Below are 20,680 nucleotides of genomic sequence, written 5' to 3'. Positions count from 1 at the left end.
TGCGCGAGAGCAGCCGTCGATGTCCCGACTTCTCTCCGTGCCGGGTACGTACGGGACCGACCGGACCGTTCCTCCAGCGCGGAGGTGACGAAATCACATGACCTCGAGCGAGTCACTCCCAAGGGGGCGGTTCGGCAGGCTCGCACGCAGGATGACGCCGTGGGGGTTCCCGCTCGTCTACCTGGGCTGGGCGTACGTCTGGTGGGCACCGATCGTCGGCTCCGACCAGTCGGTGTGGACGTTCCCCAACGTCGCGCTGTTCGTCGTCGGCGGACTGAGTCCGCTGCTGGCCGCCCTCCTGCTTTCGTGGCTCACCGAGGGCGGGGCCGGGATCAGGGACCTCGGTCACCGGCTGATCGATCTCGGGCGGATCGACGCGCGCTGGGCGCTGCTCGTCCTGCTGTACTGGCCGATCTTCAACCTTCTCGTCGCGGGCGCTGCGCTCCTGGTCGGCGTCACGTCCGATCCGCTCGAGTTCATCTCGACGGATCGGCTGTTCGATCCGGCGGCGACGGCCGCGATCGTCGCCTTCGCGTTCGTCTTCCCCCTGGTCGAGGAGATCGGGCTGCGCGGGTACTGGCTCGACCGGCTGCAGGAGCGGTTCAGCGCTCTCACCGCGGGCGTGATAAACGGGACGACGTGGGGGATATGGCACGCGCCGTTCGTGCTCTTCCCCGGCTACTACGCGAACACTACCTTCGATCCCGACCTGTCGTGGTGGATCCCGAGCATCGTCCTGGGCACGCTCGTCACCGTCTGGGTGTACAACAATACGGGGCGAAGCATCCTCGCGGTGCTCTGTTTCCACGCGTTCGGGAACATGACCGGCGAGGTGATGGGCTTCGGTCCGGAGATGTACCCGTTCGTTCTCGTGGGCTACGGCGGGGCGGCCCTGATCGTCGTCCTCGCGTTCGGCCCTTACTCGTTGCGTGGATGGGAGACGCCGCTCCCCCGACCGGAGGACAACGGCGAGTCGACCTCGAGCGGACACCGGTAATCCGTCGACCGCTGACGATCCCGCGATCCGAAAGCCGCAACGCACGGTTGGTATACCAGACGCCGATACCTCGCGCTGACCGGGGCGTCAAGCGCACTACAGGATGGCGCCGCTCGAGACGGGGCTACCAGCGTCAGGAGTTCTCGTGACGACCGGTAGCCGACACGCGGAGCGACACACTGATCGCCGACTCGAGGACGACCGGAAATCCGGAGCACACATACCCTTTATCGGCGCTCGAGGCGTCCGTACGACCGAAGACCGATGACGCCTGCTCCCCTCCAGCGTTGGCAGGTCGCCGCGACGATCGGGATCGTGATCCTGTCGGCCGTCTCGAGCCTGCTCGGCCTGTTCCGACCGGGACACTATCCGCCTGCGCTGCTCCCCGCGTTCTACGTGCAGGATCTCTTGCTCCTCGTACTCGCCGTGCCGGTCCTGGCCGTCGCGCTCAGGTACGCGATGGCCGGTTCGCTGCGGGGCCGGATCGTCTGGCTCGGCGCGCTCGCCTACATGACCTACATGTGGATCTCGATCGCCCTGCAGGTCCCCTTCAACCGGTTCTTCCTCGGGTACGTCGCCCTCTTTTCCCTCTCGATGTTCACCTTTGTCGGCGGGGCAGTGTCCGCCGACGCCGACGCCGTTCGCCGGTCGCTCGCCGACCGGGTTTCCGAGCGCGTCTACGGCGCCGTCCTGATCGTAATCGCCATCGGCCTCGCGACCCTGTGGCTGGCCGAACTCGTCCCCGCGACCCTCACCGGGACGCCGCCGCTGCTCGTCGAGGAGATGGGGGCGCAGGCGCTTGTCTCGCACTTCGTCGACCTCGCCATCGTCGTGCCGGCCCTCCTGATCGCCGGTGGCTGGCTCTGGCGGGGCCGTCCCTGGGGTTACGTCTTCGCCGGCGTCGGGCTGGTGTTCGGCGCGTTGCTCGCCCCGACGATCGCGGGCATGACCGTCGTGCTCGTCCTCGGGGGCGACGTGACGGTGCCGCCCGTGGCGCTCGTCTTCACGATGGCCCCGATCCTGCTCGCCGCCGTCCTCGCGGGACGGTACGTCTCCCTGCTGTCGGGCGCCGAACGGGTCGCCTCGAGCGACGAGGGGAGCCAGCCGAGCACGGCAGACGGCTGATCCCACCCTCGAGGACGACTGCGAGCGGCGTTTCACGCTGCTCGCAGGGCGTGTAGCGGCCGGACGTTCTCCGCAGCCGGGAATTAGCAGGTAGAGATATAGTCAAGATCGTCGTATATAGAGCATGAACACCGTACTCAAACTCGTCGGCAGCCTGTTCGTCGGCGTCCTCGCCTTCCTGGTGGTCGGGATCGGCGTGACCGAAGCGCTCGACCCCTACGTCTGGCCATCCCTGATGCTGGGACTCCCCGCCGGACTCGTCGCCGGGATCGCCCTGATCCCGCTCACCTACCTGGGCTTCACCTACCGCGAGGAGGTCGCCGCCACCGGCCAGGCGTCCGAACGAACGGCGCGGCGCCTCCGAGCGACGGTCGCGGGGATCGCCGGTTTCGTCGTCGGCGGCGGCCTCGCGACGGCGGCTCTCTCGACGGGGGCGGTCGGCCTCGCGACGGCGATGCTCTTCGGCGGGCTCCCCGTCGGCCTCGTCGTCGCGGCGGTGGCCGCATTCCTCGCCTCCCGGCGCGGCCGATCGGACCGCACTGCACCCGGTTCGCCTCCGGCGAACTCGTCGTGACCCCCTCTCCGACGGCTCTTCTCGAGTGTCACTATCGACGACAGTTATTACGGTCGCGTTCGTAGTGACGCCCGTGACGACAGCCGTCGACGGCCGCAAAACGGGGCTGTTTCTGGCCCTCGCGTTCGGCATCTCGTGGACCGGCGCGGCCGGCCTGTTTCTCTCCGGGATCGAACTGAACTCGACCCTCGGGACCGTCCTCGTCGTCCTCGTGTTCATGTGGGCTCCCGCGATCGCGGCGATCGTCGTCCAGCGGTGGGCCGAGGAATCCGTTCGAGCCGGGTGCGGGCTCTCGCTCGGGCGGCTCCGCTGGGTCCTCCTCGCCTTGGTCGCCCCCGTCGGACTCCTCGCGGCGACGATCGGCGTCGGGCTCGTCGTCCCGGACGTCTCGCTGACGACCGACTACGCGGCCTTTGGCGCTCCTCGCGACCGTCGCCTGCGTCGCACACGACAGGTACGTCGCCGCCGAGCGGATCACGGCCGGTGAACCGCTCTCGCCGTGGGGCCGACGCTGAGTGCGTGACTCGAGGACGCGGACGAATCGCGTGCGAGGGACGCCGGACCGAACGCCGACGCGTCCGCTCTCGACGGTCGAGAATCGGGTTCCTTCTTTATCCTGTTCGACGGCCTAGAGATGGTGAGCAACGATGTACTTCTCCCCACCCCGTCCCGAGTTCGGCGAGAGAACGGCGGTGACGAAGACTGCATTCGGGACCGCGTTCGGCGTCCCACGAGGTCGACCGTGACTCACACCGCCGGCACGCTCCCGCGGCCGTACGTGCTCGCTTCCCTCGCGACGATCGTCCTCACGGGGATCGCGACGACCGTCGGCCTGTTCGTCCCCGGCTTCTACCGCGACGCGCCCGTGCTCCTGCCGCAGGTCTACGGCCAGGACCTGCTGACGCTGGTCGTCGCCCTGCCGGTCTTCGCGGTCGCGTTGTACTACGCCGCCCGGGGCTCGCTGCGAGGATACGTCGTCTGGCTCGGCGTCGACGGCTACCTCCTGTACACCTACGCCTCCTACGCGTTCATGACGGCGTTCAACGAACTGTACCTGGTCTACACGACGTTGCTGTGGCTCACCCTGTACACGTTCGTCGGTGGGCTGGTTCGACTTGACGTGACCCGCGTGAAACGGACCGCAGAGGGCCTGTCCGTTCGCCCGTACGTCGCGTTTCAGGCGCTGCTTGCGGTCTTGGTCGCATTCCTGTGGCTGGCGGAGATCGTTCCGGCAACCCTCGAGGGCACGACCCCGGTGAGCGTCGCCGAGGCGGAACTCCCGACCTCGGTCATCTATTCGCTGGATCTGGGGATCGTCCTCCCGGCGTTCGTGCTCTCGGCGTACTGGCTCCGACAGCGCCGCGCGTGGGGCTACGCGTTCACCGCCGTCCTCCTCGTGAAGGCGGCGACCCTGGGGTTGGCCGTACTGGTGATGGCTGTGTTCCAACTCCGCGACGGGCAGGTGGTTCCCGTCCCCGTCCTCGCCATCTTCGGGCTCCTGACCCTGACGAGTCTCGTGCTGCTGGCCCGATTCTTGCACTCGATCGAGCCCCGAGACGGAGACGACCCGTCAGTCCCGACGACCGGCGATGGGGCTGCGACGGCCTCGAACCGGTCGCGGAGCGATGGGTCGCGGTAGCCGATGCCGTTATCGGGGGGTCTTCGGCCTGCCGGCGTTCCGATCCGGGTCGGTGTGACGCTTGTGGGACCTCCTCGCGAGGTTTCCGGCGACAGGGGCAGACGACCCGACGACACGATTCGGCTCGTATTCGGCTCATCAGGTACGACCGTCGGTACCGCATCCAGAGCATCGATTCGGGCGAACGGTTAACTCCGTGCAGTGGTACCTATGAACGTGGTACAGCGGATCGCCCTCACGAACGACCGACTCGGACCCGGCGGCGGGGCAGTCAGCCGATCCGGTCCGCCGTGGCCGATTCCCGGCCACGTCACTGCGGCCGGATCGAAACTCCGGCCGGCGATACGACGATGACGGACGAGAGCGTCGGAATCCCCTCGCTCGAGACGCTCGACGAGTTGGCCGACCGGATCCTCGAGCACGCCGTGGCGGAGCTCGATCCCGAACGGACGACGCTCGAGGTGACCGGCTACGCCGACGGCGACTACCGGATCGAGGCCTACGAGACGATCTCGATCCGGATCGACCCCGACCGGGACGAGGAGATCTGGGAACGCGTAGCGATCCGGTACGACAGGCGCAGGGAGTGGATCCAGCGACGCCACTACCAGGAGATCGGGGGCGAGGAGACGACGGTCGAGGTCCGGGACCTCGAGGCGTACCCCGACCCGGTAGCGATGGCCGAAAGCGAGGGCGAGTGACCGCCGGCGACGGACCACCCTTTACCATACGGTATTGTACAATACACACAAAACCTTTAAACACTACCGACCCCTATCGGGAACTGATGGCAACTGATGCACACAGCGGATCGAGCGGTACGTCTCCGGACGACCCCGTCCACGTCGACGGCGGGGCACACCTCGACGACGTCGTCGACGAACACGACGTCGTCCTCGTGGACTTCTACGCCGACTGGTGTGGCCCCTGTCAGATGCTCGAGCCCGTCCTCGAGCGGCTGGCGAGCGAGACCGACGCCGTGATCGCGAAGGTCGACGTCGACGAGAACCAGCCCCTCGCCGGCGAGTACGGCGTCCGGGGGGTTCCGACCCTCCTGCTTTTCGCGGGAGGCAACCAGGTCGAACAGCACGTCGGCGCACTGCCGGCGGACCGACTGCGGAACATGATCGACGAGTACACCGAATGAACGAGGCAAGCGACACCACCGAGGTTCGGGACGTAGTGATCGTCGGGTCCGGCGTCGCGGGTCTCTCGGCGGCCGTCTACGCCGCGCGTGCCGACCTCGAGCCGCTCGTGCTCGAGGGCCCCGAACCGGGCGGCCAGTTGACGCTGACGACCGACGTCGAGAACTTCCTCGGCTTCCCCGAGGGGGTCGGCGGGATGGAACTGATCCAGCGCGGGAAAGAGCAAGCCGAGCGGTTCGGCGCGGAGTTCGCCCACGGGACGGTCGAGGACGCGACGCTCGCGGAGCGGCCGTTCGAACTCGCGCTCTCGAACGGCGACGTGGTTCGAACGCGAGCGCTGATCGTCGCGACGGGCGCGAGCGCCCGCTGGGTCGGCGCTGAGAACGAGGAGGAGTTGATGGGCTACGGCCTCTCGACGTGTGCGACCTGCGACGGCGCGTTCCACCGCGGCGACGACGTGCTCGTGATCGGCGGTGGCGACTCGGCGATGGAAGAGGCGCTGTTCCTCGCGAAGTTCGCCGACAGCGTCACCGTCGTCCACCGACGCGAGGAGCTGCGGGCCTCCGAACTGATGGCCAAGCGTGCCCGCGAACACGAGGACGTCGAGTTCCGCTGGAACACGGAACTGCTCGAGATCCGCGGCTCCCAGGAGGAGGGCGTTACGGGGGCGACGCTGGTCCATCACCCGGACGGCTATCCGACGGAGAAACTGGGAGACGGCGCGGACGTCGACCGCGAGGAGGTCGACGTCGGCGGGATCTTCTACGCCGTCGGCCACGAGCCCAACACCGCGTTCCTCGAGGACACGCCGATCGACCTGGCCGAGTCGGACCACCTCGAGACGCTCGAGGGGATGACGACCGAGACGACCGTCGACGGCGTCTTCGCCGCGGGTGACGTGATGGACCCCGACTACCGGCAGGCGATCACGTCGGCCGGAACGGGGAGCATGGCCGCGCTCGACGCGGAAGAGTGGCTCGACGAGTGGGAGGCGCGCAGCGATGCCCCTGCCGTCGCCGAGGCGCAGGCGGACGATTGACGGGGTAGCTCCCGATCCGATACTCGATCGGTAACCGTCGTTTACTGTCGGTTTCCTGCTCGTTGCTTCGACCGCTACCGGTGACTCCGAGCGGATCCCTTTCTGATGGGTTTCCCTCCGTTACATAGTAATGGGAAAACCACAAAATACTATATTCGTGTTCAGTCTATTTCGGCGTACGATGAGCGAATTTCGTTCGAAACGGGCACGCTCCGGAAGCGGCTGGACGGTCGAGGTCGAAGAGGGCGTGATGACCTGGGTATTCCGTCCGGGGATGGACCTCGAGGCGTTCGAAACCGAAGCCTACCCAGTCTACGAGGACCTGCTCGCCGAGCGCGACGTCGAAACGCTCGTAACGGTCGTCGAACTCGAGGAACCGTTCACCAGGGAGGCCTTCGAGGTCTGGGAGCGTGCCGCCCTGAAGGCGAGTGACGCGGGCGTCGACCGGTGGGCGCTCGTCGCCGACGGGGCCAAGGCCCTCTCGCTGCGGGGACGGATCGACGTCGGTGACCTGGACGTCTGTACAACGGAGGAGCGGACGGAGGCGTTCGCCTGGGCAGAGACTCGAGAGGAGTAGAACACGGGTTCGGTCGACAGCCGGTTTCCCTTCCGGCCACTTAACGGCGCTGAGACGGCGCTCTCGAATCGCTCCGATCCGGTGGCGGGCGGTTAGTCGGACTCGGACTCGAGATCGAACCCGGGCTCGACGACGAACATGACGCCGGTAAAGTCGTCTCCGTCAGGCCTCGAGCAGCCGATCTCGTACTTGCCGACGAACGGGAACTGCCAGGCGTGGGCGGCTCCGGTGTCGTTGCCGCTCCACCGGCATGGGTCGGGGATGTCGATCGGGTAAATCTCGTAGCCGGGTTCACCCCACGTCCACTTGACCGTCGCCAGCCGTTCGACCACGACCGGATCCGGCTCGAACCGCCCTTCTCCGTCGGGATCGACCCGGATATTCACTTCGTCCTCGCCGGTCCGGTCGACCGGATCGTACGCCTCGAGTTCGTCGAGCCCGGTGTCGTATCCGGTGGCGTTGTCGTCTTCGTCGGCGCTCGTACCGTCGGTATCCGCCCCGTTCTGGCCGTCGTCGTTCCCGTTCCCGTTTCCGTCCCCGTTCCCGTCTCCGAGACAGCCGCCGAGCGCCGCCGTCATCCCAGCGGTTGCGACGAATCTGCGGCGGTTCCACATCGTAGGTCGATCTAGCGACTAAGTGTAGCTTCAACTGTGAACGTACCTGCTTATCTCCTCTGAACGCGTATCTACTGGAATGGGAGCGAAGAAATACGTCGTTGAGCTGTCCGAGGAAGACCGCAACACGCTTGAGTGGTTCATTTCGACCGGGGAGCGGAAGTCTGAGGATAACACCCGAGCACGGATTCTGCTGAAAGCAGATGACGGGCTCACTGATTCAGAAATCAGTGAGCACGTCGGCTGTCATCCCAAGACAGTTGCCAACACGCGCGAAGCCTACTGTGACCGAGGGCTCGCGGCGATTCATCGCCGCAAGCCCGACCGCGAATACGATGTCAAAATGGATGGCCACGCTGAAGCCCATCTCATTCGACTCGCCTGTAGCGAACCCCCGGAAGGACACGCTCGCTGGACGCTCCATCTCCTTGCTGACGAACTCGTGACGCTTGACGAGATCGACTTCGAGTCGATCTCTCACGAAACCGTCCGACAGCGTCTAAAAAAACACCCTGAAACCGCATCTCTCTGACTACTGGTCGATCCCAGCCGAGAATGACGCTGACTTCGTCTACCACATGGAGGACGTTCTCGACCTCTACCACGAACCGTACGATGAGACGCGTCCAGTCATCTGCTTCGACGAGTCCAGCAAAGCACTCCGTGGCCACGAGAGCGACCCGCTCCCGGCGCGACCGGGAGCGGTCGCCCGTGTCGATCACCGCTACGAACGCAACGGAAAACAGCGGATTCACTTCGCCACGGAACCGTTGACTGGCTGGGTGAACGTCGAAGTCACCGAGCGGCGACGCACCACCGAGTTCGTCGACCGGATGGTTGAACTCGCAGATGACCACTACCCGGATGCGGACTGCATCCGGGTGGTGGTCGACCAGCTCAACACGCACAATCCTGCCGGCTTCTATCAGTTCTTTCCGCCGGATGAAGCTCAAGCGTACTTGGATCGATTCGAGTTCCACTACACGCCCAAGAAAGGAAGCTGGTTGAATATGGCCGAGATCGAACTGGGTGTGCTCAAACGGCAGTGTCTCGACCGTCGAATCTACCACGCAGCGACTCTCCGGTCGGAGGTCGCTGCGTGGCAAGATCATCGGAACGCGGCTGACCGACTCATCGACTGGCAATTCACCATCGACGACGCACGAATCAAGCTACGCCGGCTCTACCCGGTCGAAATTGAAGTCGAAGAAGACCGGCAAGTCCAGGGTTGAAGCTACACTAAGCGACGATAATCGTTCGGCCGATTTCGACACACGTACCACAGCTACGCGACCGATATCGCTATTCGAATCGGTCGGCGAACACTCATTCGGGCACGCTCTTCCGTCCGGTCAGTTCGTCCGGAACGAGCCGGAAGTCGACGAAGTCGATCTCGTCCCTCGGGCGGTCGAAGACGTCGACCGTGGGGATGTGGACTGCCCACATCCCCTGGACCGCCGCCGACTCCCCTTCGACGTCGGTCAGTTCCTCGAGTTCGCCGGTCGCGATCACGCTTCGCCAGCCGTCGTCGACCTCGCCGTAGGTGACGAACGAGACGGGGTCGTCGACGGCCTCTTCCTTTCGCGTTCCGGGCGGGAACGAGAGCCTGAAGTAGAAGTTCCCGGCGTCGGCGTAGTAGCCGTACGACACTGGGAGCGATGCCGGCGACTCCCCGGCGTCCGTCCCGAACGAGAGGACGCCGGTGCCGCCGTTGCCCAGGAACTCGTTGCGCTCCTCCTCGGACAGGGTGACCCAGCGAAGTCCCTCCATCCGGATTCGCTACCACGGCGACGGGAAAAAGGGTTCACCTACAGTCACGTGCGCTGGCAGTATCGCGGCGCTGTTTGACCTCGAGCGGACGAGTCGGTTACGCGTGAGAGTCATGACCCGACGCTCGAGCCGGCGAGAACCGTCACCACAGCTATGGGGCTTCCGGCCTGTGCGTCGGTATGGGCGCGGATACGGATCAGGACTCGGACCCGAACCCAGACTCCGACGCTGACACCCAGATGGACCTGCCTGCGAACGCCGAAATCGGACTCACCGTCGGCGACTCGCTCGAGCGGCTGGCGGACACGATTTCGGGCTTCGACTTCGCGGAACTGTCGATCGGTGAGGGCACCGTCCCCGACGACATCGACGAGGACCGACTCGAGGCGCTCCTGGCCGACGCGGACGCCGATCTCTGCGTTCACCTGCCGTTCGAACAGGTCGTCGCGACCCCGGTCCCGGAGATCAACGACGCGATCATCGACTCCCTCTCGCGACTGCTCTCGTGGGCCGGGACCGTCGGCGCGCGGAAGGCCGTTCTCCACGGGACCGCCCGGAATCCCCACGACACCGATCTGCGACCGGTCTTCGGGGACCAGCTCGAGGCGATCGGAGCGGCTGCCGACGAGGCCGGCGTCGAACTCGTCGTCGAAAACGTCGGCCACCAGCGGCGGGGGCTGCCGCTGTCGGTGCTTGGCGATCTGGCGCGCGAGACGGAGACGGCCGTCTGCTTCGACGTGGGCCACGCCTACATGGAGGACGGCGACGACGGCGTCGACCGGTTCCTCTCGGACTACGGCGCGTCAGTCTCGCACCTGCACGTCCACGACGTCCGGAGTCGGGGGGACACGCACCTCCCGATCGGCGCGGGGGAGGTGGATTACGGCATCGTCGCCGACCACCTCGCGGGCTTCGAGGGAACCGTCGCCGTCGAGGTCTTCACCGACGATCGGCCGCTGTTGCGGGACACCGCCGAGCGTGCGGCGGCCGCGCTCACGGTCGACTCGGGGAGCGACGCATAGGCGTCTGCCTCCTCGGTGAGCGGGAACCGCCCTGCGGTGTTAATGCGGAGGCCGTCGAAGGCCTGCGCATGACGTTCGTCGTCCCCTTCGACGGATCGGAACTCGCGGAAGCCGCCCTCGTCAGAGCAGTCGAGTACGCGCGGGCGCTCGACCAGGAGATCACGACCGTCACCGTCGTCCCCGAACGAAAGCGGTACGCCCGGGAGAAAGGGTGGATCGACGAGGACGAACCCTACAATGTCGAGGTGACCATCGGTCGGCTCCGGGAGCGGGTCCACACGCTAGCCCCCGACGCGGCGTTCGAGTACGAGCGAATCCGGGAGTTTCCGCCCGAAGACCGGATCGCCGACCACGTCGAGCGACTGGCCCGCGAGCACGACCCCAGCGTGGTCTTCCTCGGGAGCGATAACGTCGGCCGTGTGGTGACGCCGCTGACCAGCGTCGGCGTCCACGTCGCGTCGGAGCAGGACTACGACGTGTTCATCGTTCGCCAAGCGGAGCCGCCGAAACTCGAGGTCCTCGAGCCCCACGAGGAGTTCTACGACGAGGAGTCCGACTGACTCCCGGCGGGTCGACAGGGCACGCTCGCTTGCGCACAGCGTCGTTCGTGCGATTTTTCGGTCCAGTCCCGTCGCCGACCTCGAGGGGGGTTCCTCCGACCCCGTCGTGAGGCGCATGCGGCCCGATCTCGATCGGGAGTGCGGATTTTCACCTGCGAGGGATCCTCGAGCGGCGGCTGTTCGGCCCACGGGACTCGAGCGAAGGAAGCGACTGCGTTCGGCGCCGGCTGGGTGATCCCGTCGGCCGCTACGGCGAACTGTCAACCCGGTAGGGCTCCGGCCGGGACAGACTCGACCTGGTTGGACTGCACAGGGGTTCACCCCCGACGAGATGCCGGTGCCGTTCGCGGCGGTCGAACTCGGAGCGCTGTAGCTCCTGCCGTGCCAGCACTTGCAGGAATCCTGGGTTGCTAAGTGTCCCCGTCCCCGAGGGGGCGGTAATGAACGGCAACCGTTTCGGTCGCCTCTTCCAGGTGACCACGTTCGGCGAGAGCCACGGCGAGGCGATGGGCTGTACCGTCTCGGGCTGTCCTGCCGGCCTCGAGCTCTCGGAGGAGGACATCCAGGGGGACCTCGATCGGCGCAAGCCGGGCCAGTCGATGATCACCACGAGCCGCGGGGAACCCGACGACGTCTCGATCAAGTCCGGCATCCAGGACGGTTACACCACGGGAACGCCGATCGGACTGGTCATCCAGAACAAGGACGCGCGTTCGGAGAAGTACGAACCCTTCATCACCGCGCCACGACCCAGTCACGGCGACTTCACCTATTCAGCGAAATTCGGGACGCGCAACTGGGGCGGCGGCGGCCGCTCGTCGGCCCGCGAGACGGTCAACTGGGTCGCCGCAGGGGCGATCGCGAAGAAACTGCTCGAGCGGGAAGGGATCGAACTCAAGGCCCACGTGAACCAGATCGGCAACGTCGAGGCGCCCGACGTGAGCTTCGAGGAGATCAAGGAACACAGCGAGGAGAACGACGTCCGGTGTGCCCATCCCGAAACCGCCGAGCGGATGCAGGAGTTGATCGAGGAATACCAGCAAGAGGGCGACTCCATCGGCGGCTCGATCTACTTCGAGGCCCAGGGTGTCCCGGCGGGGCTGGGCGCGCCCCGCTTCGACTCCCTCTCCGCGCGACTCGGGCAGGCCATGATGTCGGTGCCGGCGACGACGGCCTTCGAGTTCGGGCTCGGCCGGGAGGCTCGAGAGTGGACCGGCAAGGAACGCAACGACGACTGGGAGTTCGACGACGAGGGTAACCCGACCCCCGTCGAGAACGACCACGGCGGCATCCAGGGCGGCATCTCGAGCGGCGAGCCGATCTACGGCGAGGTGACGCTGCACGCACCGACGTCGATCCCCAAGAGCCAGCAGACCGCCGACTGGGAGACGGGCGAGATCAAGGAGGAGCAGGTCATCGGCCGCCACGACCCCGTTCTGCCGCCCCGGGGCGTGCCCGTCGTCGAGGCGATGCTCGCGCTGACGCTCGTGGACTTCATGCTGCTGTCGGGCCGGATCAATCCCGACCGCGTCGACGACCAGCCCGGCGAGTACGACACCGATTACCACCCGAGCAACCCGCGAAACGAGTAACCAGAACGTAACGCGACGCTGTGGCGTTTTCTCGGTCGGAGAATCTGCTCGTCGCTTCAAGAGACGCCCGTGAGAGGTCACGGGTATGAGCGTCATTGGGGCGTTGTCGACCGCGCTAGCTACGATTCGAAAGAACCCTGTCATTCTGGTGGGAGCGCTACTCTTCACGCTGTTCAGCGAGAGCTACGTGCTTCTCGACGCCTACGCGGGTCCGATCGCACAACTGCTTTCGGTTCCCGTATCGATCTTCGTCACGCCGTTTTTCCTCGGGGGATTCATCACGATGGTCGACGAAGGGCTCGAGGGCTCGACCCGTCTCGGGTCGTTCGTCCGTGGCGGGAAGGAGAACTACGTGTCGCTGCTCGGTGCGACGATCCTCTTTTTCGCGATTTTCACCGGTCTCGGGTTCGGCGGACTCCTCCTGATGGCGTTCATCGGAATCGGTACGGCCGCCGCCGGTGGTGGGGGAGGTGGGTTCCTGGTCGCCGGCATTCTTCTACTGGGCCTGTTCGCCGTCGTCCTCCTGTGTCTGCAGTTCTACGATGCTGCGATCGTCGTCAGTGACGCCAGCGCGTTCGACTCGTTCTTGCAGAGCATTAGCCTCGTCCGGCGGAACTTCCTCGGCGTCGTCGGCTTCTCCATCGTTTTCGTCGTGATCAGCCTGCTCGGGCAGGGACCGGGAATGGTGTTGTACACGATGGCCCTCGAGTTCACCGAAACCGGCGAGACCATGGTCGCCTCCGAATCGACGTTACTGCTCTCGGCTGCAGCGACGGTCGTCTTCGGAACGCTCGGGCTGGCCTACGCTTACACGTACTTCGTAGCCTATTACCGAAGTCTGATCGAGCGGGGCCAGACCGCCGCGGCCTAACTGTCACGTAGGAAGCCGTCGTCCGAAGCCGGCGTAACGCCTAACTCTCGCATCGACGTGAACGGGGTATGGAGGACTTCCACGTCCACTCGAACTACTCCGACGGCGAGTTCCTCGAGGGGATGGTCCGGGCCGCCGAGGCCGCCGATCTCGACGGCGTCGGGTTCGCCGACCACTGCAACGTCGCACCGCGGGACCGGATGGAGTGGGTCCGCAGCGTTTACGGGTTCAACCTCGATCTCACCTACGAGCGGCGACGCCGCGCGCTCGAGCGCCTGCGCGAGGAGGCGTCGATCCAGGTCTACGACGCCGTCGAGATGGACTACGATCCGCGAGACGAGGAGGCGATCCGGGAGTTCCTCGAGGAAGCCGGCTTCGACTACGCCATCGGGAGCGTCCACGAGGTCGCGGGGGCGAACGTCCAGGTCGCCTCGCAGTTTACCGACCGCCCGGAGGCCGAACGCGACCGGATCGTCGACGAGTACTTCGACCGGCTCGTCGCCCTGATCGAGTCGGAACTGTTCGACGTCGCTGCCCACGTCGATCTGCTCGAGCGGACGAGACCGTTGCGGGGCCGTGCGACCCGCGACCACTACCGCCGGGTCGCCCGCGCGCTCGCCGACTCCCGTACGGTTCCCGAGATCAACGCCGGTCGCGCCCTGACCGACGCGAGTGTCGTTCATCCCGCGGAGGCGTTCCTCGAGGTCCTGCGCGAGCACGACGTGGCCGTCACCGTCGGGACGGACTCCCACGCCCCGGGGGAGATCGGCGATCGGGCCGAGTTCCTCTCCGAGTTTTTCGACGAGTGGGGGCTCGAGCCGGTCGACCCGCCGGCGCTCGAGTGATCGCGGACGCCGCCGACGTCGATTCCTTTTTTGCAGGGTGAACGAAAGAACGAACGCGTGACACGAGTCGACACCGTCCTTTTCGACCTCGACGACACGCTGCTCCGGTACGAGCGGTCGCCGGGCGAGGTGTTGCGAGCCTCGTTCGAACGCTCGGGAATCGAGCCGCTGTTCGCCGTCGAGGAGTACTACGACCGCTACGACGAGTTCGCTCGACAGTGTGACTCGATGGACGAACTCCGGCACGAGTGTTTCGCCGCGCTCGCCGAGGAGAACGGGTACGACCGTCGGCTGGGGAGAGACGTCGCGGCGGCGTTCGCCGAAGAACGCGACCAGTCGAACGTCGAACTGTTGCCGTCGGCGGCCGACGTACTCGACGACCTCGCCGACGACTACCGGCTCGGCGTCGTCACCAACGGGGCGCGGGACGCACAGCGGCGGAAAGTCGCCGCCGTCGACCTCGAGCGGTGGGTCGACACAGTCGTCGTCGCCGGCCACGACGCCCCGCCGAAACCGGACCCGGAACCGTTCGAACGGGCGGTACGGGCGCTCGAGGCGACAGCGGAGAGGACGGTCCACGTCGGGGACTCCCTCGAGACGGACGTCGCCGGCGCGACCGCTGCCGGACTCGAGTCGGTCTGGGTCTCCGACGGTACCGATCCCCGGCGGTACGACCCGACTTACCGCGTCGGCTCGGTCGGGGAGTTGTCTTCGCCGCCGTGGGTCCCGGACGGATAGCACATCGGCGGTTGGCGAGCGGGACCTCCTCTTTCGCGAACCGATGCGGACATACCGACGGGATCGGTAACGTGCCCGGAAGGTCCGCTCGAGCGCGGCGATCCGCCGATGCTCGAGTGAAACTGAGACTTCGAATTTCTTCACCATCGATCGTGTTTGATGGATCGATAATCGAATTTTACCACGGTATGGTAGACGCTAGCACATATATCGGATGCCGTTGTAGCTCCGAGTTGCCGCATGGCAGACTACGACCTCGAGAGTGCGGAGGGACGAGTCGAGGCGTTGCGCCGGATGGTACTCATCCGTGCGTTCGACGAGGAGGCGGGGGATAGATTCGCGGACGGAGAAATACCGGGGTTCGTCCACCTTTACATCGGGGAAGAGGCGGTCGGCGTCGGCACCTGCGGGGCCCTCGAGCCGGACGACTACATCGCGAGCACCCACCGCGGGCACGGCCACTGTATCGCGAAGGGGCTCGATCCGAAGTACATGATGGCCGAACTGTACGGCAAGTCGGAGGGCTACTGCAACGGCAAAGGAGGATCGATGCACATCGCGGACGTCGACGCCGGCATGCTCGGGGCGAACGGCATCGTCGGCGCGGGGCCGCCGCTCGCGACGGGCGCGGCGCTGTCGATCGACTATCAGGACCGCGATCAGGTCGCGGTCGGGTTCCTCGGCGACGGGGCCGTCGCCCAGGGGCAGGTCCACGAGGCGATCAATCTCGCATCGACGTGGGATCTGCCGGCCGTCTTCGTCGTCGAGAACAACCAGTACGGCGAGGGGACGCCGGTCGAGGAGCAACACAACGTCGACAACCTGAGCGACACGGCCCAGGCCTACGACATTCCCGGGCTGACCGTCGACGGGATGGACGTCATCGCAGTCTCCGAAGCCGTTTCCGAGGCACGCTCGCGGGCCCGCGCCGGCGAGGGCCCGACGCTCGTGGAGGCCGAGACCTACCGGTACCGCGGCCACTACGAGGGCGACGAGGAGCCGTACCGCGACGAGGAGGAGATCGAGCGCTGGAAGGACCGCGACCCGATCGAATCGTTCACGGAGCGACTGATCGACCGCGGCGAACTGACCGAATCCGAGTTCGAGGAGATGCAGGCCGAGGCCGAAGCCGAGATCGAAGCCGCGATCGAGTACGCCCAGGACGCCGACCCGCCGGAACCGCGCGAGGCGTACGACGACATGTTCGCCGAGATGCCGCCGGAGATCGAACAGTTCGCCAGCGCCGCTCGGACCGATGGCGGCCGTCCAGGGGGTGACCGACCATGACCGCACAGGTCGAACGCGAACTCGAGACCGAAACCGAGGAACTGACCGTCAGGGAAGCGATTCGCCAGGCCCTGCGCGAGGAACTCGACCGCGACGAGGACGTCTTCCTCATCGGGGAGGACATCGGGAAGTTCGGCGGCGTCCTCGAGGTGACCGGCGACCTCTACGAGGAGTTCGGCGACGAGCGAATCAAGGACACCCCGATCAGCGAGGCCGGCTTCACCGGGGCAGCGACGGGTGCGGCGGCGACTGGAACCCGGCCCGTCGTCGAACTGATGTTCTCGGATTTCAGCGGCGTCGCGATGGAACAGATCATGAACCAGATGGCGAAGATGCGGTACATGTTCGGCGGAAAGGCGGAGATGCCGATCACCGTCCGAACGACCGAGGGCGGCGGCATGGGTGCCGCCAGCCAGCACTCGGGGACGGTCCACTCCTGGATCGCTCACTTCCCCGGGCTGAAAGCCGTCGCTCCCGGGACCGCCGCGGCGGCGAAGGGGCTGACGAAGGCCGCGATCCGGTCGAACGATCCGGTCTTCGTCTTCGAGAACAAGATGATCTACGAGCAGACCGGCCAGGTTCCGACCGACGAGGACTTCACCGCCCCCATCGGCGAGGCTGCAGTCGAACGCGAGGGCGAGGACGTCACCGTCGTCGCGACCCAGCGGCTCGTCGGCGAGTCGCTCGAGACCGCCGAGAGCATCGCCGACGACGTCGACGTCGAGGTGATCGACACCCGCTCGCTGTACCCGCTCGACACGGAGACGATCGTCGAGAGCGTTCGCAAGACCGGTCGGCTGATCGTCGCCGACGAGAGCCCGCTCTCGTACGGGACCCACGCCGAGATCGTCGCCCGCGTCCAGGAGGAGGCGTTCTTCAGCCTCGACGCGCCGATCCAGCGAGTCGGTACGCCCGACACGCACATGCCGTTCAGCCCGCCGCTCGAGACCGAGGTGTTGCCCGACGGCGACGACGTACGGGCGGCGATCGAACGGATCTCGTAGCGTGGTCGACGCCGATCGGTCCCGGTCCAGCGCCCGGGTCGGCCTGCTCGTCAACCCCGCCGCGGGCCGGGACGTCCGCCGGCTCACCGGCGGCGCGAGCGTCGTCGACAACTACGCGAAACGTCGGGTCGCCGAGTGCGTCCTCGAGGGGCTGACCCTCGCCGACCCGCCGGTCGAGGTGGTCGCGATGCCCGATCGGACCGGCATCGCCGTCGACGCCATAGAGACCGCCGACGAGTCGCTGGCGACGGATCTCCTCGAGATGGACCTCGAGGGGACGGCGGCCGATACCCGGACCGCGGCGGCGCGTTTCCGCGAGACTGTTGACGCGGCGGTCGTCCTCGGCGGCGACGGGACGACCCGCGACGTCGCCGGTGAGATCGGTCCGGTGCCCGTCGTCGCCGTGTCGACGGGGACGAACAACGTCGTTCCCACCCCGATCGACGGCACGCTCGCGGGTGCTGCGGCCGCGCTCGTCGCTTCCGGGGCCGTGCCGGCCGACGCGGTGACGACGCGCCACGGGCGGGTCGAAGCCGAATTGCGATCCGGCACCGCATCAGGCGACGGCCGCCGGCTGACCGCGCTCGCGTCCGCCGAACTCTCGTCGCGGTCGTTCGTCGGAACCCGCGCGCTGCTCGATCCGGCCGACCTGCGGGGCGGCGTCGTCTCCCGGGCGCATCCGGGAGACGTCGGCCTCCCGGCAGTCGCCGGCGCGCTCGTGGACTCACCCGTCGCCGGGGAGGATCCCGGCGGCGTCGCGGTTCGCCTCGAGGAGCCGTCCACGGCCGACCGGACCGTTCGCGCGGTCGTCGCGCCCGGCGTCCTCGCGACGGTCGGGATCGAGTCCTGGCGATGGCTCGAACCCGGCGAGTCCGTGACGTTCGACCTCGCGGACGGCGTCGTCGGCGCGGACGGCGAGCGCGAACTCGAGGCCACCGACGCGACGGCCGAGCTGCGGCCGATCGAGGACGGCCCGCGTCTGGTCGACGCGTCGCGGGCCCTCGAGATCGGCGCCCGAAACGGCGGGTTCGACGTCGGTTCGACGGCGTCGTCGGGGCCCGAATAGCCGGTCGCCGGCCCCGGGTTTCGTTTTCAGGGCAACGGTTTTGCCGGGGGCGACGGTTGGTGGGTCCAATGCGTCGCGACGAACTGATCAACCTGCATGCCCTGTTGCGCGAGATTCGAGGAGCGATGGCGGATCGTGGCGACGTCCACCCGGAAGCGTTCGCGGCCTACGACCACCAGCGAACGCGCCCGATGCACGTCCACCGGGCGAAGCGGGATCACAAGCGGGCGGTGCGGCTCTTGCTCTGGGGAATCGTCCGTTCTATCACCGTCGAAACGGAGGTACCAGCGCCCCGGCAGTGAACCCCCGACACGGATTCAGTGGCGGTCCCACGAGAGGTCCAACTCGAGGTCTTCCCGGAGCAGTTGCGAGACGTGACAGCCCCGCTCGCCGAGTTCGACGATCCGCTCTACGGTCTCGTCGTCCTCGTCGGACTCGAGGTGGATCGTCGCCTCGATCGACTCGACGCTCCCGTGTTCGGGGTCGGCGTCGGTCGTCACAGAGATCTCCCCGACGTCGGCGTCGCGCTTGTCGGCCTGGTAGCGCGTGCTCAGGGAGAGACAGGAGGCCAGCCCCCCGAGGAAGACGTCGACCGGCGTCGGATCGGTTTCGGTGCCGCCCCTGTCCGCGGGTTCGTCGTACCCCCACTCGAACGAGCCCGCTTCGATCCGGCCGCGCATGCCGTCGGGGTTCGTCGCGGTGACGGTGCGGCCGGGCATCTCCGTCCCATCGCTCGAGCCAGTCGTCCCGCTGCTGGAACCGGCTCCGTCGGCGATTCCGGCGGCGGTCGCTCCCCCGGCCTCGAGGTCGACCTCCGCCGGCAGCAGCGACGTCGGCTCCTCGAGGTGGCCGACCAGCGTCTCGAGGAACCGGGCGGCGTCCGCGCCGTCGACGACCCGGTGGTCGAACGAGAGGTCGAGCGGGAGGTGACGTCGCCACTCGACGTCGCCGGCTTCGGTACGGACCGGCTCCTCCTCGATCGCATCGACGCCGAGGATCGCCACCTGCGGCGGGTTGATGATCGGATCGAACGACTCGACGCCGAGGACGCCCAGGTTCGTCACCGTGAACGTCCCGCCGCGCAGGTCGTCCATCGTGTAGTCGCCGCTCAGGGCGTCGTCCACGAGGTCGCGGCGTTCCTCGGCGACCTCCGACAGGGACTTCGAGCCGACGTCGCGCAGGACCGGCGCGATCAACCCCTGTTCGACGTCGACGGCGACCCCGAGGTTGTGCTCCGCCCAGATCCGGTGAGCGTCGTCCTCGAAAGTCGCGTTGAACGCGGAGTGGTCCTCGAGCGTCGCCGACACCGCCAGCAGGAGGAGGTCCTGGAGGGAGACGTCGGTCTCGAGGGCGTCGTCGGCGGCGTCGACCGCGGCGAACAGCGCTTCGGCGTCGGCCTCGCGATGGACGGTCACGTGGACGGCCTCGCGGTAACTCTCGCTCAGCCGCGAGGCGATCGTGCGACGCATCCCGTCGAAGGCGCGTTCTTCGGCGAGGGTCCTGCCGCCGGCCGCCGTCTCCGCGGCTTCGGCCGCGGCCTCGACGTCGTCTTCCGTGATCGCACTCTGGTAACCCGTTCCCTCGACGGACGCGAGGTCGACGCCCAGTTCCTCCGCTCGCTTTCGGGCGCGCGGGGAGGCGTTTGGCTGGCCGACGTCGGCTGCCTCCGCGGCCGCCTCGACGTCGTCTTCCGTGATCGCACCCTGGTAGCCCGTCCCCTCGACGGTCTCCAGGGCAACCCCCAGCTCCTTTGCACGCTCTCGAGCGCGCGGGGACGCACGCACGTCCCCGTCATCGCCGCCGGCGGTGCTCTCGTCCGCCGCAGCAGTGCTTGCCCGCCCGGCTTCGACGCTGCCCGGTTCGGCCGTCTCCTCCGCGTCGGCCTCGCTGCCCTCCTCGAGGTCGAGATCCGCCTCGGCTTCGGCCTCGAGGTCGTCGATCGACTCGTCTTCCGGTGCGACGATCCCGATCGGCGTCCCCGGCGGAACCTCTGCCCCCGCCTCGAGATAGGTGCGCCGGAGGACGCCGTCTTCCCTGGCGTCGACTTCGCCGACGCTCTTTTCGGACTCCACCTCGGCGACGAGGTCCCCCTCTTCGATCGACTCCCCCGATTCGACGTGCCACTCGAGCAAGGTCCCGCGTTCCATCTCGAGGCCGAGTTTCGGCATCCGGACGATGTACCCCATGCGTGAAGGTACCACGAACGGACGGTAAA

At 67.0% G+C, this 20,680-nt stretch carries 24 protein-coding genes; 21 read left to right on the top strand and 3 right to left on the bottom strand.

From position 1 onward, the window contains the following. Nucleotides 1–97: 97 nt before the first annotated feature. The 9 genes from CHINAEXTREME_RS18330 (at nucleotide 98) to CHINAEXTREME_RS18290 (ending at nucleotide 7,096) form a co-directional block, all read left to right on the top strand. Nucleotides 98–997 (top strand): CPBP family intramembrane glutamic endopeptidase, encoded by a 900-nt coding sequence (locus tag CHINAEXTREME_RS18330; RefSeq protein WP_238593317.1) that lies wholly within the window; start codon nucleotides 98–100, stop codon nucleotides 995–997. 264 nt (nucleotides 998–1,261) lie between these two features. Further along, complete coding sequence (locus tag CHINAEXTREME_RS18325; protein ID WP_007140787.1) at nucleotides 1,262–2,122, top strand: hypothetical protein; 861 nt, start codon at nucleotides 1,262–1,264, stop codon at nucleotides 2,120–2,122. A 124-nt stretch (nucleotides 2,123–2,246) separates the two neighbouring features. Next, the gene (locus CHINAEXTREME_RS18320) at nucleotides 2,247–2,696 is read left to right on the top strand and encodes a hypothetical protein (protein ID WP_007140788.1); all 450 of its coding nucleotides are present in this window, start codon (nucleotides 2,247–2,249) and stop codon (nucleotides 2,694–2,696) included. Nucleotides 2,697–2,769: 73 nt separating this feature from the next. Continuing rightward, on the top strand, nucleotides 2,770–3,183 hold the full coding sequence (locus tag CHINAEXTREME_RS18315) for an abortive infection protein (protein ID WP_238593316.1): 414 nt from the start codon (nucleotides 2,770–2,772) through the stop codon (nucleotides 3,181–3,183). Nucleotides 3,184–3,438: 255 nt separating this feature from the next. Continuing rightward, nucleotides 3,439–4,335 carry a hypothetical protein gene (locus CHINAEXTREME_RS18310; RefSeq protein WP_007140790.1) on the top strand — a complete coding sequence of 299 codons (897 nt, stop codon included), beginning with the start codon at nucleotides 3,439–3,441 and terminating at the stop codon, nucleotides 4,333–4,335. Nucleotides 4,336–4,685: 350 nt separating this feature from the next. Further along, nucleotides 4,686–5,036 carry a hypothetical protein gene (locus CHINAEXTREME_RS18305; protein ID WP_007140791.1) on the top strand — a complete coding sequence of 117 codons (351 nt, stop codon included), beginning with the start codon at nucleotides 4,686–4,688 and terminating at the stop codon, nucleotides 5,034–5,036. An 86-nt stretch (nucleotides 5,037–5,122) separates the two neighbouring features. Continuing rightward, nucleotides 5,123–5,482, top strand: a complete 360-nt coding sequence (trxA, locus tag CHINAEXTREME_RS18300) for a thioredoxin (protein WP_007140792.1) — start codon at nucleotides 5,123–5,125, stop codon at nucleotides 5,480–5,482. Continuing rightward, nucleotides 5,479–6,519, top strand: a complete 1,041-nt coding sequence (locus CHINAEXTREME_RS18295; protein ID WP_007140793.1) for an NAD(P)/FAD-dependent oxidoreductase — start codon at nucleotides 5,479–5,481, stop codon at nucleotides 6,517–6,519. The genes trxA and CHINAEXTREME_RS18295 overlap by 4 nt, the downstream gene beginning before the upstream one ends. A 181-nt stretch (nucleotides 6,520–6,700) precedes the next feature. After that, nucleotides 6,701–7,096: a hypothetical protein gene (locus tag CHINAEXTREME_RS18290; protein WP_007140794.1), complete on the top strand. Its 396-nt coding sequence runs from the start codon at nucleotides 6,701–6,703 to the stop codon at nucleotides 7,094–7,096. A gap of 92 nt (nucleotides 7,097–7,188) precedes the next feature. Here CHINAEXTREME_RS18290 and CHINAEXTREME_RS18285 read toward each other — a convergent pair whose 3' ends face one another. After that, nucleotides 7,189–7,674 (bottom strand): cupredoxin domain-containing protein, encoded by a 486-nt coding sequence (locus tag CHINAEXTREME_RS18285; RefSeq protein ID WP_010546679.1) that lies wholly within the window; start codon nucleotides 7,672–7,674, stop codon nucleotides 7,189–7,191. 115 nt (nucleotides 7,675–7,789) lie between these two features. Here CHINAEXTREME_RS18285 and CHINAEXTREME_RS22090 point away from each other — a divergent pair, with 115 nt between their 5' ends. Then, complete coding sequence (locus CHINAEXTREME_RS22090; RefSeq protein ID WP_029601586.1) at nucleotides 7,790–8,242, top strand: helix-turn-helix domain-containing protein; 453 nt, start codon at nucleotides 7,790–7,792, stop codon at nucleotides 8,240–8,242. Then, the gene (locus CHINAEXTREME_RS22085) at nucleotides 8,223–8,942 is read left to right on the top strand and encodes an IS630 family transposase (protein ID WP_202970145.1); all 720 of its coding nucleotides are present in this window, start codon (nucleotides 8,223–8,225) and stop codon (nucleotides 8,940–8,942) included. Before CHINAEXTREME_RS22090 ends, CHINAEXTREME_RS22085 begins: the two co-directional genes overlap by 20 nt. Before the next feature lie 94 nt (nucleotides 8,943–9,036). Here the strand turns inward: CHINAEXTREME_RS22085 and CHINAEXTREME_RS18270 are convergent, their stop codons facing one another. Next, on the bottom strand, nucleotides 9,037–9,480 hold the full coding sequence (locus CHINAEXTREME_RS18270; protein ID WP_007140796.1) for a pyridoxamine 5'-phosphate oxidase family protein: 444 nt from the start codon (nucleotides 9,478–9,480) through the stop codon (nucleotides 9,037–9,039). Nucleotides 9,481–9,719: 239 nt separating this feature from the next. Here CHINAEXTREME_RS18270 and CHINAEXTREME_RS18265 point away from each other — a divergent pair, with 239 nt between their 5' ends. The 10 genes from CHINAEXTREME_RS18265 to CHINAEXTREME_RS18220 all read left to right on the top strand — a co-directional run bounded on the left by CHINAEXTREME_RS18265 (nucleotide 9,720) and on the right by CHINAEXTREME_RS18220 (nucleotide 18,767). Further along, nucleotides 9,720–10,502 carry a sugar phosphate isomerase/epimerase family protein gene (locus tag CHINAEXTREME_RS18265; RefSeq protein WP_029601584.1) on the top strand — a complete coding sequence of 261 codons (783 nt, stop codon included), beginning with the start codon at nucleotides 9,720–9,722 and terminating at the stop codon, nucleotides 10,500–10,502. Between the two features lie 68 nt (nucleotides 10,503–10,570). After that, on the top strand, nucleotides 10,571–11,062 hold the full coding sequence (locus CHINAEXTREME_RS18260) for a universal stress protein (protein WP_007140798.1): 492 nt from the start codon (nucleotides 10,571–10,573) through the stop codon (nucleotides 11,060–11,062). Nucleotides 11,063–11,502: 440 nt separating this feature from the next. Next, nucleotides 11,503–12,654: a chorismate synthase gene (gene aroC / locus CHINAEXTREME_RS18255; RefSeq protein WP_007140799.1), complete on the top strand. Its 1,152-nt coding sequence runs from the start codon at nucleotides 11,503–11,505 to the stop codon at nucleotides 12,652–12,654. An 85-nt stretch (nucleotides 12,655–12,739) separates the two neighbouring features. Next, complete coding sequence (locus tag CHINAEXTREME_RS18250) at nucleotides 12,740–13,525, top strand: DUF7847 domain-containing protein (RefSeq protein ID WP_238593315.1); 786 nt, start codon at nucleotides 12,740–12,742, stop codon at nucleotides 13,523–13,525. A 68-nt stretch (nucleotides 13,526–13,593) separates the two neighbouring features. Beyond that, nucleotides 13,594–14,370, top strand: a complete 777-nt coding sequence (locus CHINAEXTREME_RS18245; RefSeq protein WP_007140801.1) for a PHP domain-containing protein — start codon at nucleotides 13,594–13,596, stop codon at nucleotides 14,368–14,370. A gap of 30 nt (nucleotides 14,371–14,400) precedes the next feature. Then, the gene (locus CHINAEXTREME_RS18240; protein WP_007140802.1) at nucleotides 14,401–15,108 is read left to right on the top strand and encodes an HAD family hydrolase; all 708 of its coding nucleotides are present in this window, start codon (nucleotides 14,401–14,403) and stop codon (nucleotides 15,106–15,108) included. A 240-nt stretch (nucleotides 15,109–15,348) separates the two neighbouring features. Further along, a complete protein-coding gene (locus CHINAEXTREME_RS18235; RefSeq protein ID WP_007140803.1) occupies nucleotides 15,349–16,395 on the top strand; it encodes a thiamine pyrophosphate-dependent dehydrogenase E1 component subunit alpha in 1,047 nt (348 codons plus the stop codon). Beyond that, complete coding sequence (locus CHINAEXTREME_RS18230; RefSeq protein ID WP_007140804.1) at nucleotides 16,392–17,399, top strand: alpha-ketoacid dehydrogenase subunit beta; 1,008 nt, start codon at nucleotides 16,392–16,394, stop codon at nucleotides 17,397–17,399. Before CHINAEXTREME_RS18235 ends, CHINAEXTREME_RS18230 begins: the two co-directional genes overlap by 4 nt. A gap of 1 nt (nucleotide 17,400) precedes the next feature. Then, nucleotides 17,401–18,465 (top strand): NAD(+)/NADH kinase, encoded by a 1,065-nt coding sequence (locus CHINAEXTREME_RS18225; protein WP_007140805.1) that lies wholly within the window; start codon nucleotides 17,401–17,403, stop codon nucleotides 18,463–18,465. Between the two features lie 68 nt (nucleotides 18,466–18,533). Beyond that, nucleotides 18,534–18,767, top strand: coding sequence for a UPF0058 family protein (locus CHINAEXTREME_RS18220; RefSeq protein WP_007140806.1), 234 nt, complete (start codon nucleotides 18,534–18,536; stop codon nucleotides 18,765–18,767). Between the two features lie 15 nt (nucleotides 18,768–18,782). On the opposite strand, the gene CHINAEXTREME_RS18215 is transcribed toward CHINAEXTREME_RS18220, so the two are convergent. Beyond that, a complete protein-coding gene (locus CHINAEXTREME_RS18215; protein WP_007140807.1) occupies nucleotides 18,783–20,651 on the bottom strand; it encodes a 2-oxo acid dehydrogenase subunit E2 in 1,869 nt (622 codons plus the stop codon). Nucleotides 20,652–20,680 lie beyond the last annotated feature (29 nt).

It is taken from the genome of Halobiforma lacisalsi AJ5 (assembly GCF_000226975.2).
Lineage (GTDB): Archaea > Halobacteriota > Halobacteria > Halobacteriales > Natrialbaceae > Natronobacterium > Natronobacterium lacisalsi.
Note: the sequence above shows the minus strand (reverse complement) of the source record. Positions and strands in the feature narration are given on the sequence as shown.

What these genes read in the sequence shown, in the direction of transcription:
- CHINAEXTREME_RS18330 (WP_238593317.1), top strand. Translation starts at nt 98, where the DNA reads ATGACCTCGAGCGAGTCACTCCCAAGGGGGCGGTTCGGCAGGCTCGCA.
- CHINAEXTREME_RS18325 (WP_007140787.1), top strand. Translation starts at nt 1,262, where the DNA reads ATGACGCCTGCTCCCCTCCAGCGTTGGCAGGTCGCCGCGACGATCGGG.
- CHINAEXTREME_RS18320 (WP_007140788.1), top strand. Translation starts at nt 2,247, where the DNA reads ATGAACACCGTACTCAAACTCGTCGGCAGCCTGTTCGTCGGCGTCCTC.
- CHINAEXTREME_RS18305 (WP_007140791.1), top strand. Translation starts at nt 4,686, where the DNA reads ATGACGGACGAGAGCGTCGGAATCCCCTCGCTCGAGACGCTCGACGAG.
- trxA (WP_007140792.1), top strand. Translation starts at nt 5,123, where the DNA reads ATGGCAACTGATGCACACAGCGGATCGAGCGGTACGTCTCCGGACGAC.
- CHINAEXTREME_RS18295 (WP_007140793.1), top strand. Translation starts at nt 5,479, where the DNA reads ATGAACGAGGCAAGCGACACCACCGAGGTTCGGGACGTAGTGATCGTC.
- CHINAEXTREME_RS18290 (WP_007140794.1), top strand. Translation starts at nt 6,701, where the DNA reads ATGAGCGAATTTCGTTCGAAACGGGCACGCTCCGGAAGCGGCTGGACG.
- CHINAEXTREME_RS18285 (WP_010546679.1), bottom strand. Translation starts at nt 7,674, where the DNA reads ATGACGGCGGCGCTCGGCGGCTGTCTCGGAGACGGGAACGGGGACGGA.
- CHINAEXTREME_RS22090 (WP_029601586.1), top strand. Translation starts at nt 7,790, where the DNA reads ATGGGAGCGAAGAAATACGTCGTTGAGCTGTCCGAGGAAGACCGCAAC.
- CHINAEXTREME_RS18270 (WP_007140796.1), bottom strand. Translation starts at nt 9,480, where the DNA reads ATGGAGGGACTTCGCTGGGTCACCCTGTCCGAGGAGGAGCGCAACGAG.
- CHINAEXTREME_RS18265 (WP_029601584.1), top strand. Translation starts at nt 9,720, where the DNA reads ATGGACCTGCCTGCGAACGCCGAAATCGGACTCACCGTCGGCGACTCG.
- CHINAEXTREME_RS18260 (WP_007140798.1), top strand. Translation starts at nt 10,571, where the DNA reads ATGACGTTCGTCGTCCCCTTCGACGGATCGGAACTCGCGGAAGCCGCC.
- aroC (WP_007140799.1), top strand. Translation starts at nt 11,503, where the DNA reads ATGAACGGCAACCGTTTCGGTCGCCTCTTCCAGGTGACCACGTTCGGC.
- CHINAEXTREME_RS18250 (WP_238593315.1), top strand. Translation starts at nt 12,740, where the DNA reads ATGAGCGTCATTGGGGCGTTGTCGACCGCGCTAGCTACGATTCGAAAG.
- CHINAEXTREME_RS18245 (WP_007140801.1), top strand. Translation starts at nt 13,594, where the DNA reads ATGGAGGACTTCCACGTCCACTCGAACTACTCCGACGGCGAGTTCCTC.
- CHINAEXTREME_RS18235 (WP_007140803.1), top strand. Translation starts at nt 15,349, where the DNA reads ATGGCAGACTACGACCTCGAGAGTGCGGAGGGACGAGTCGAGGCGTTG.
- CHINAEXTREME_RS18230 (WP_007140804.1), top strand. Translation starts at nt 16,392, where the DNA reads ATGACCGCACAGGTCGAACGCGAACTCGAGACCGAAACCGAGGAACTG.
- CHINAEXTREME_RS18220 (WP_007140806.1), top strand. Translation starts at nt 18,534, where the DNA reads ATGCGTCGCGACGAACTGATCAACCTGCATGCCCTGTTGCGCGAGATT.
- CHINAEXTREME_RS18215 (WP_007140807.1), bottom strand. Translation starts at nt 20,651, where the DNA reads ATGGGGTACATCGTCCGGATGCCGAAACTCGGCCTCGAGATGGAACGC.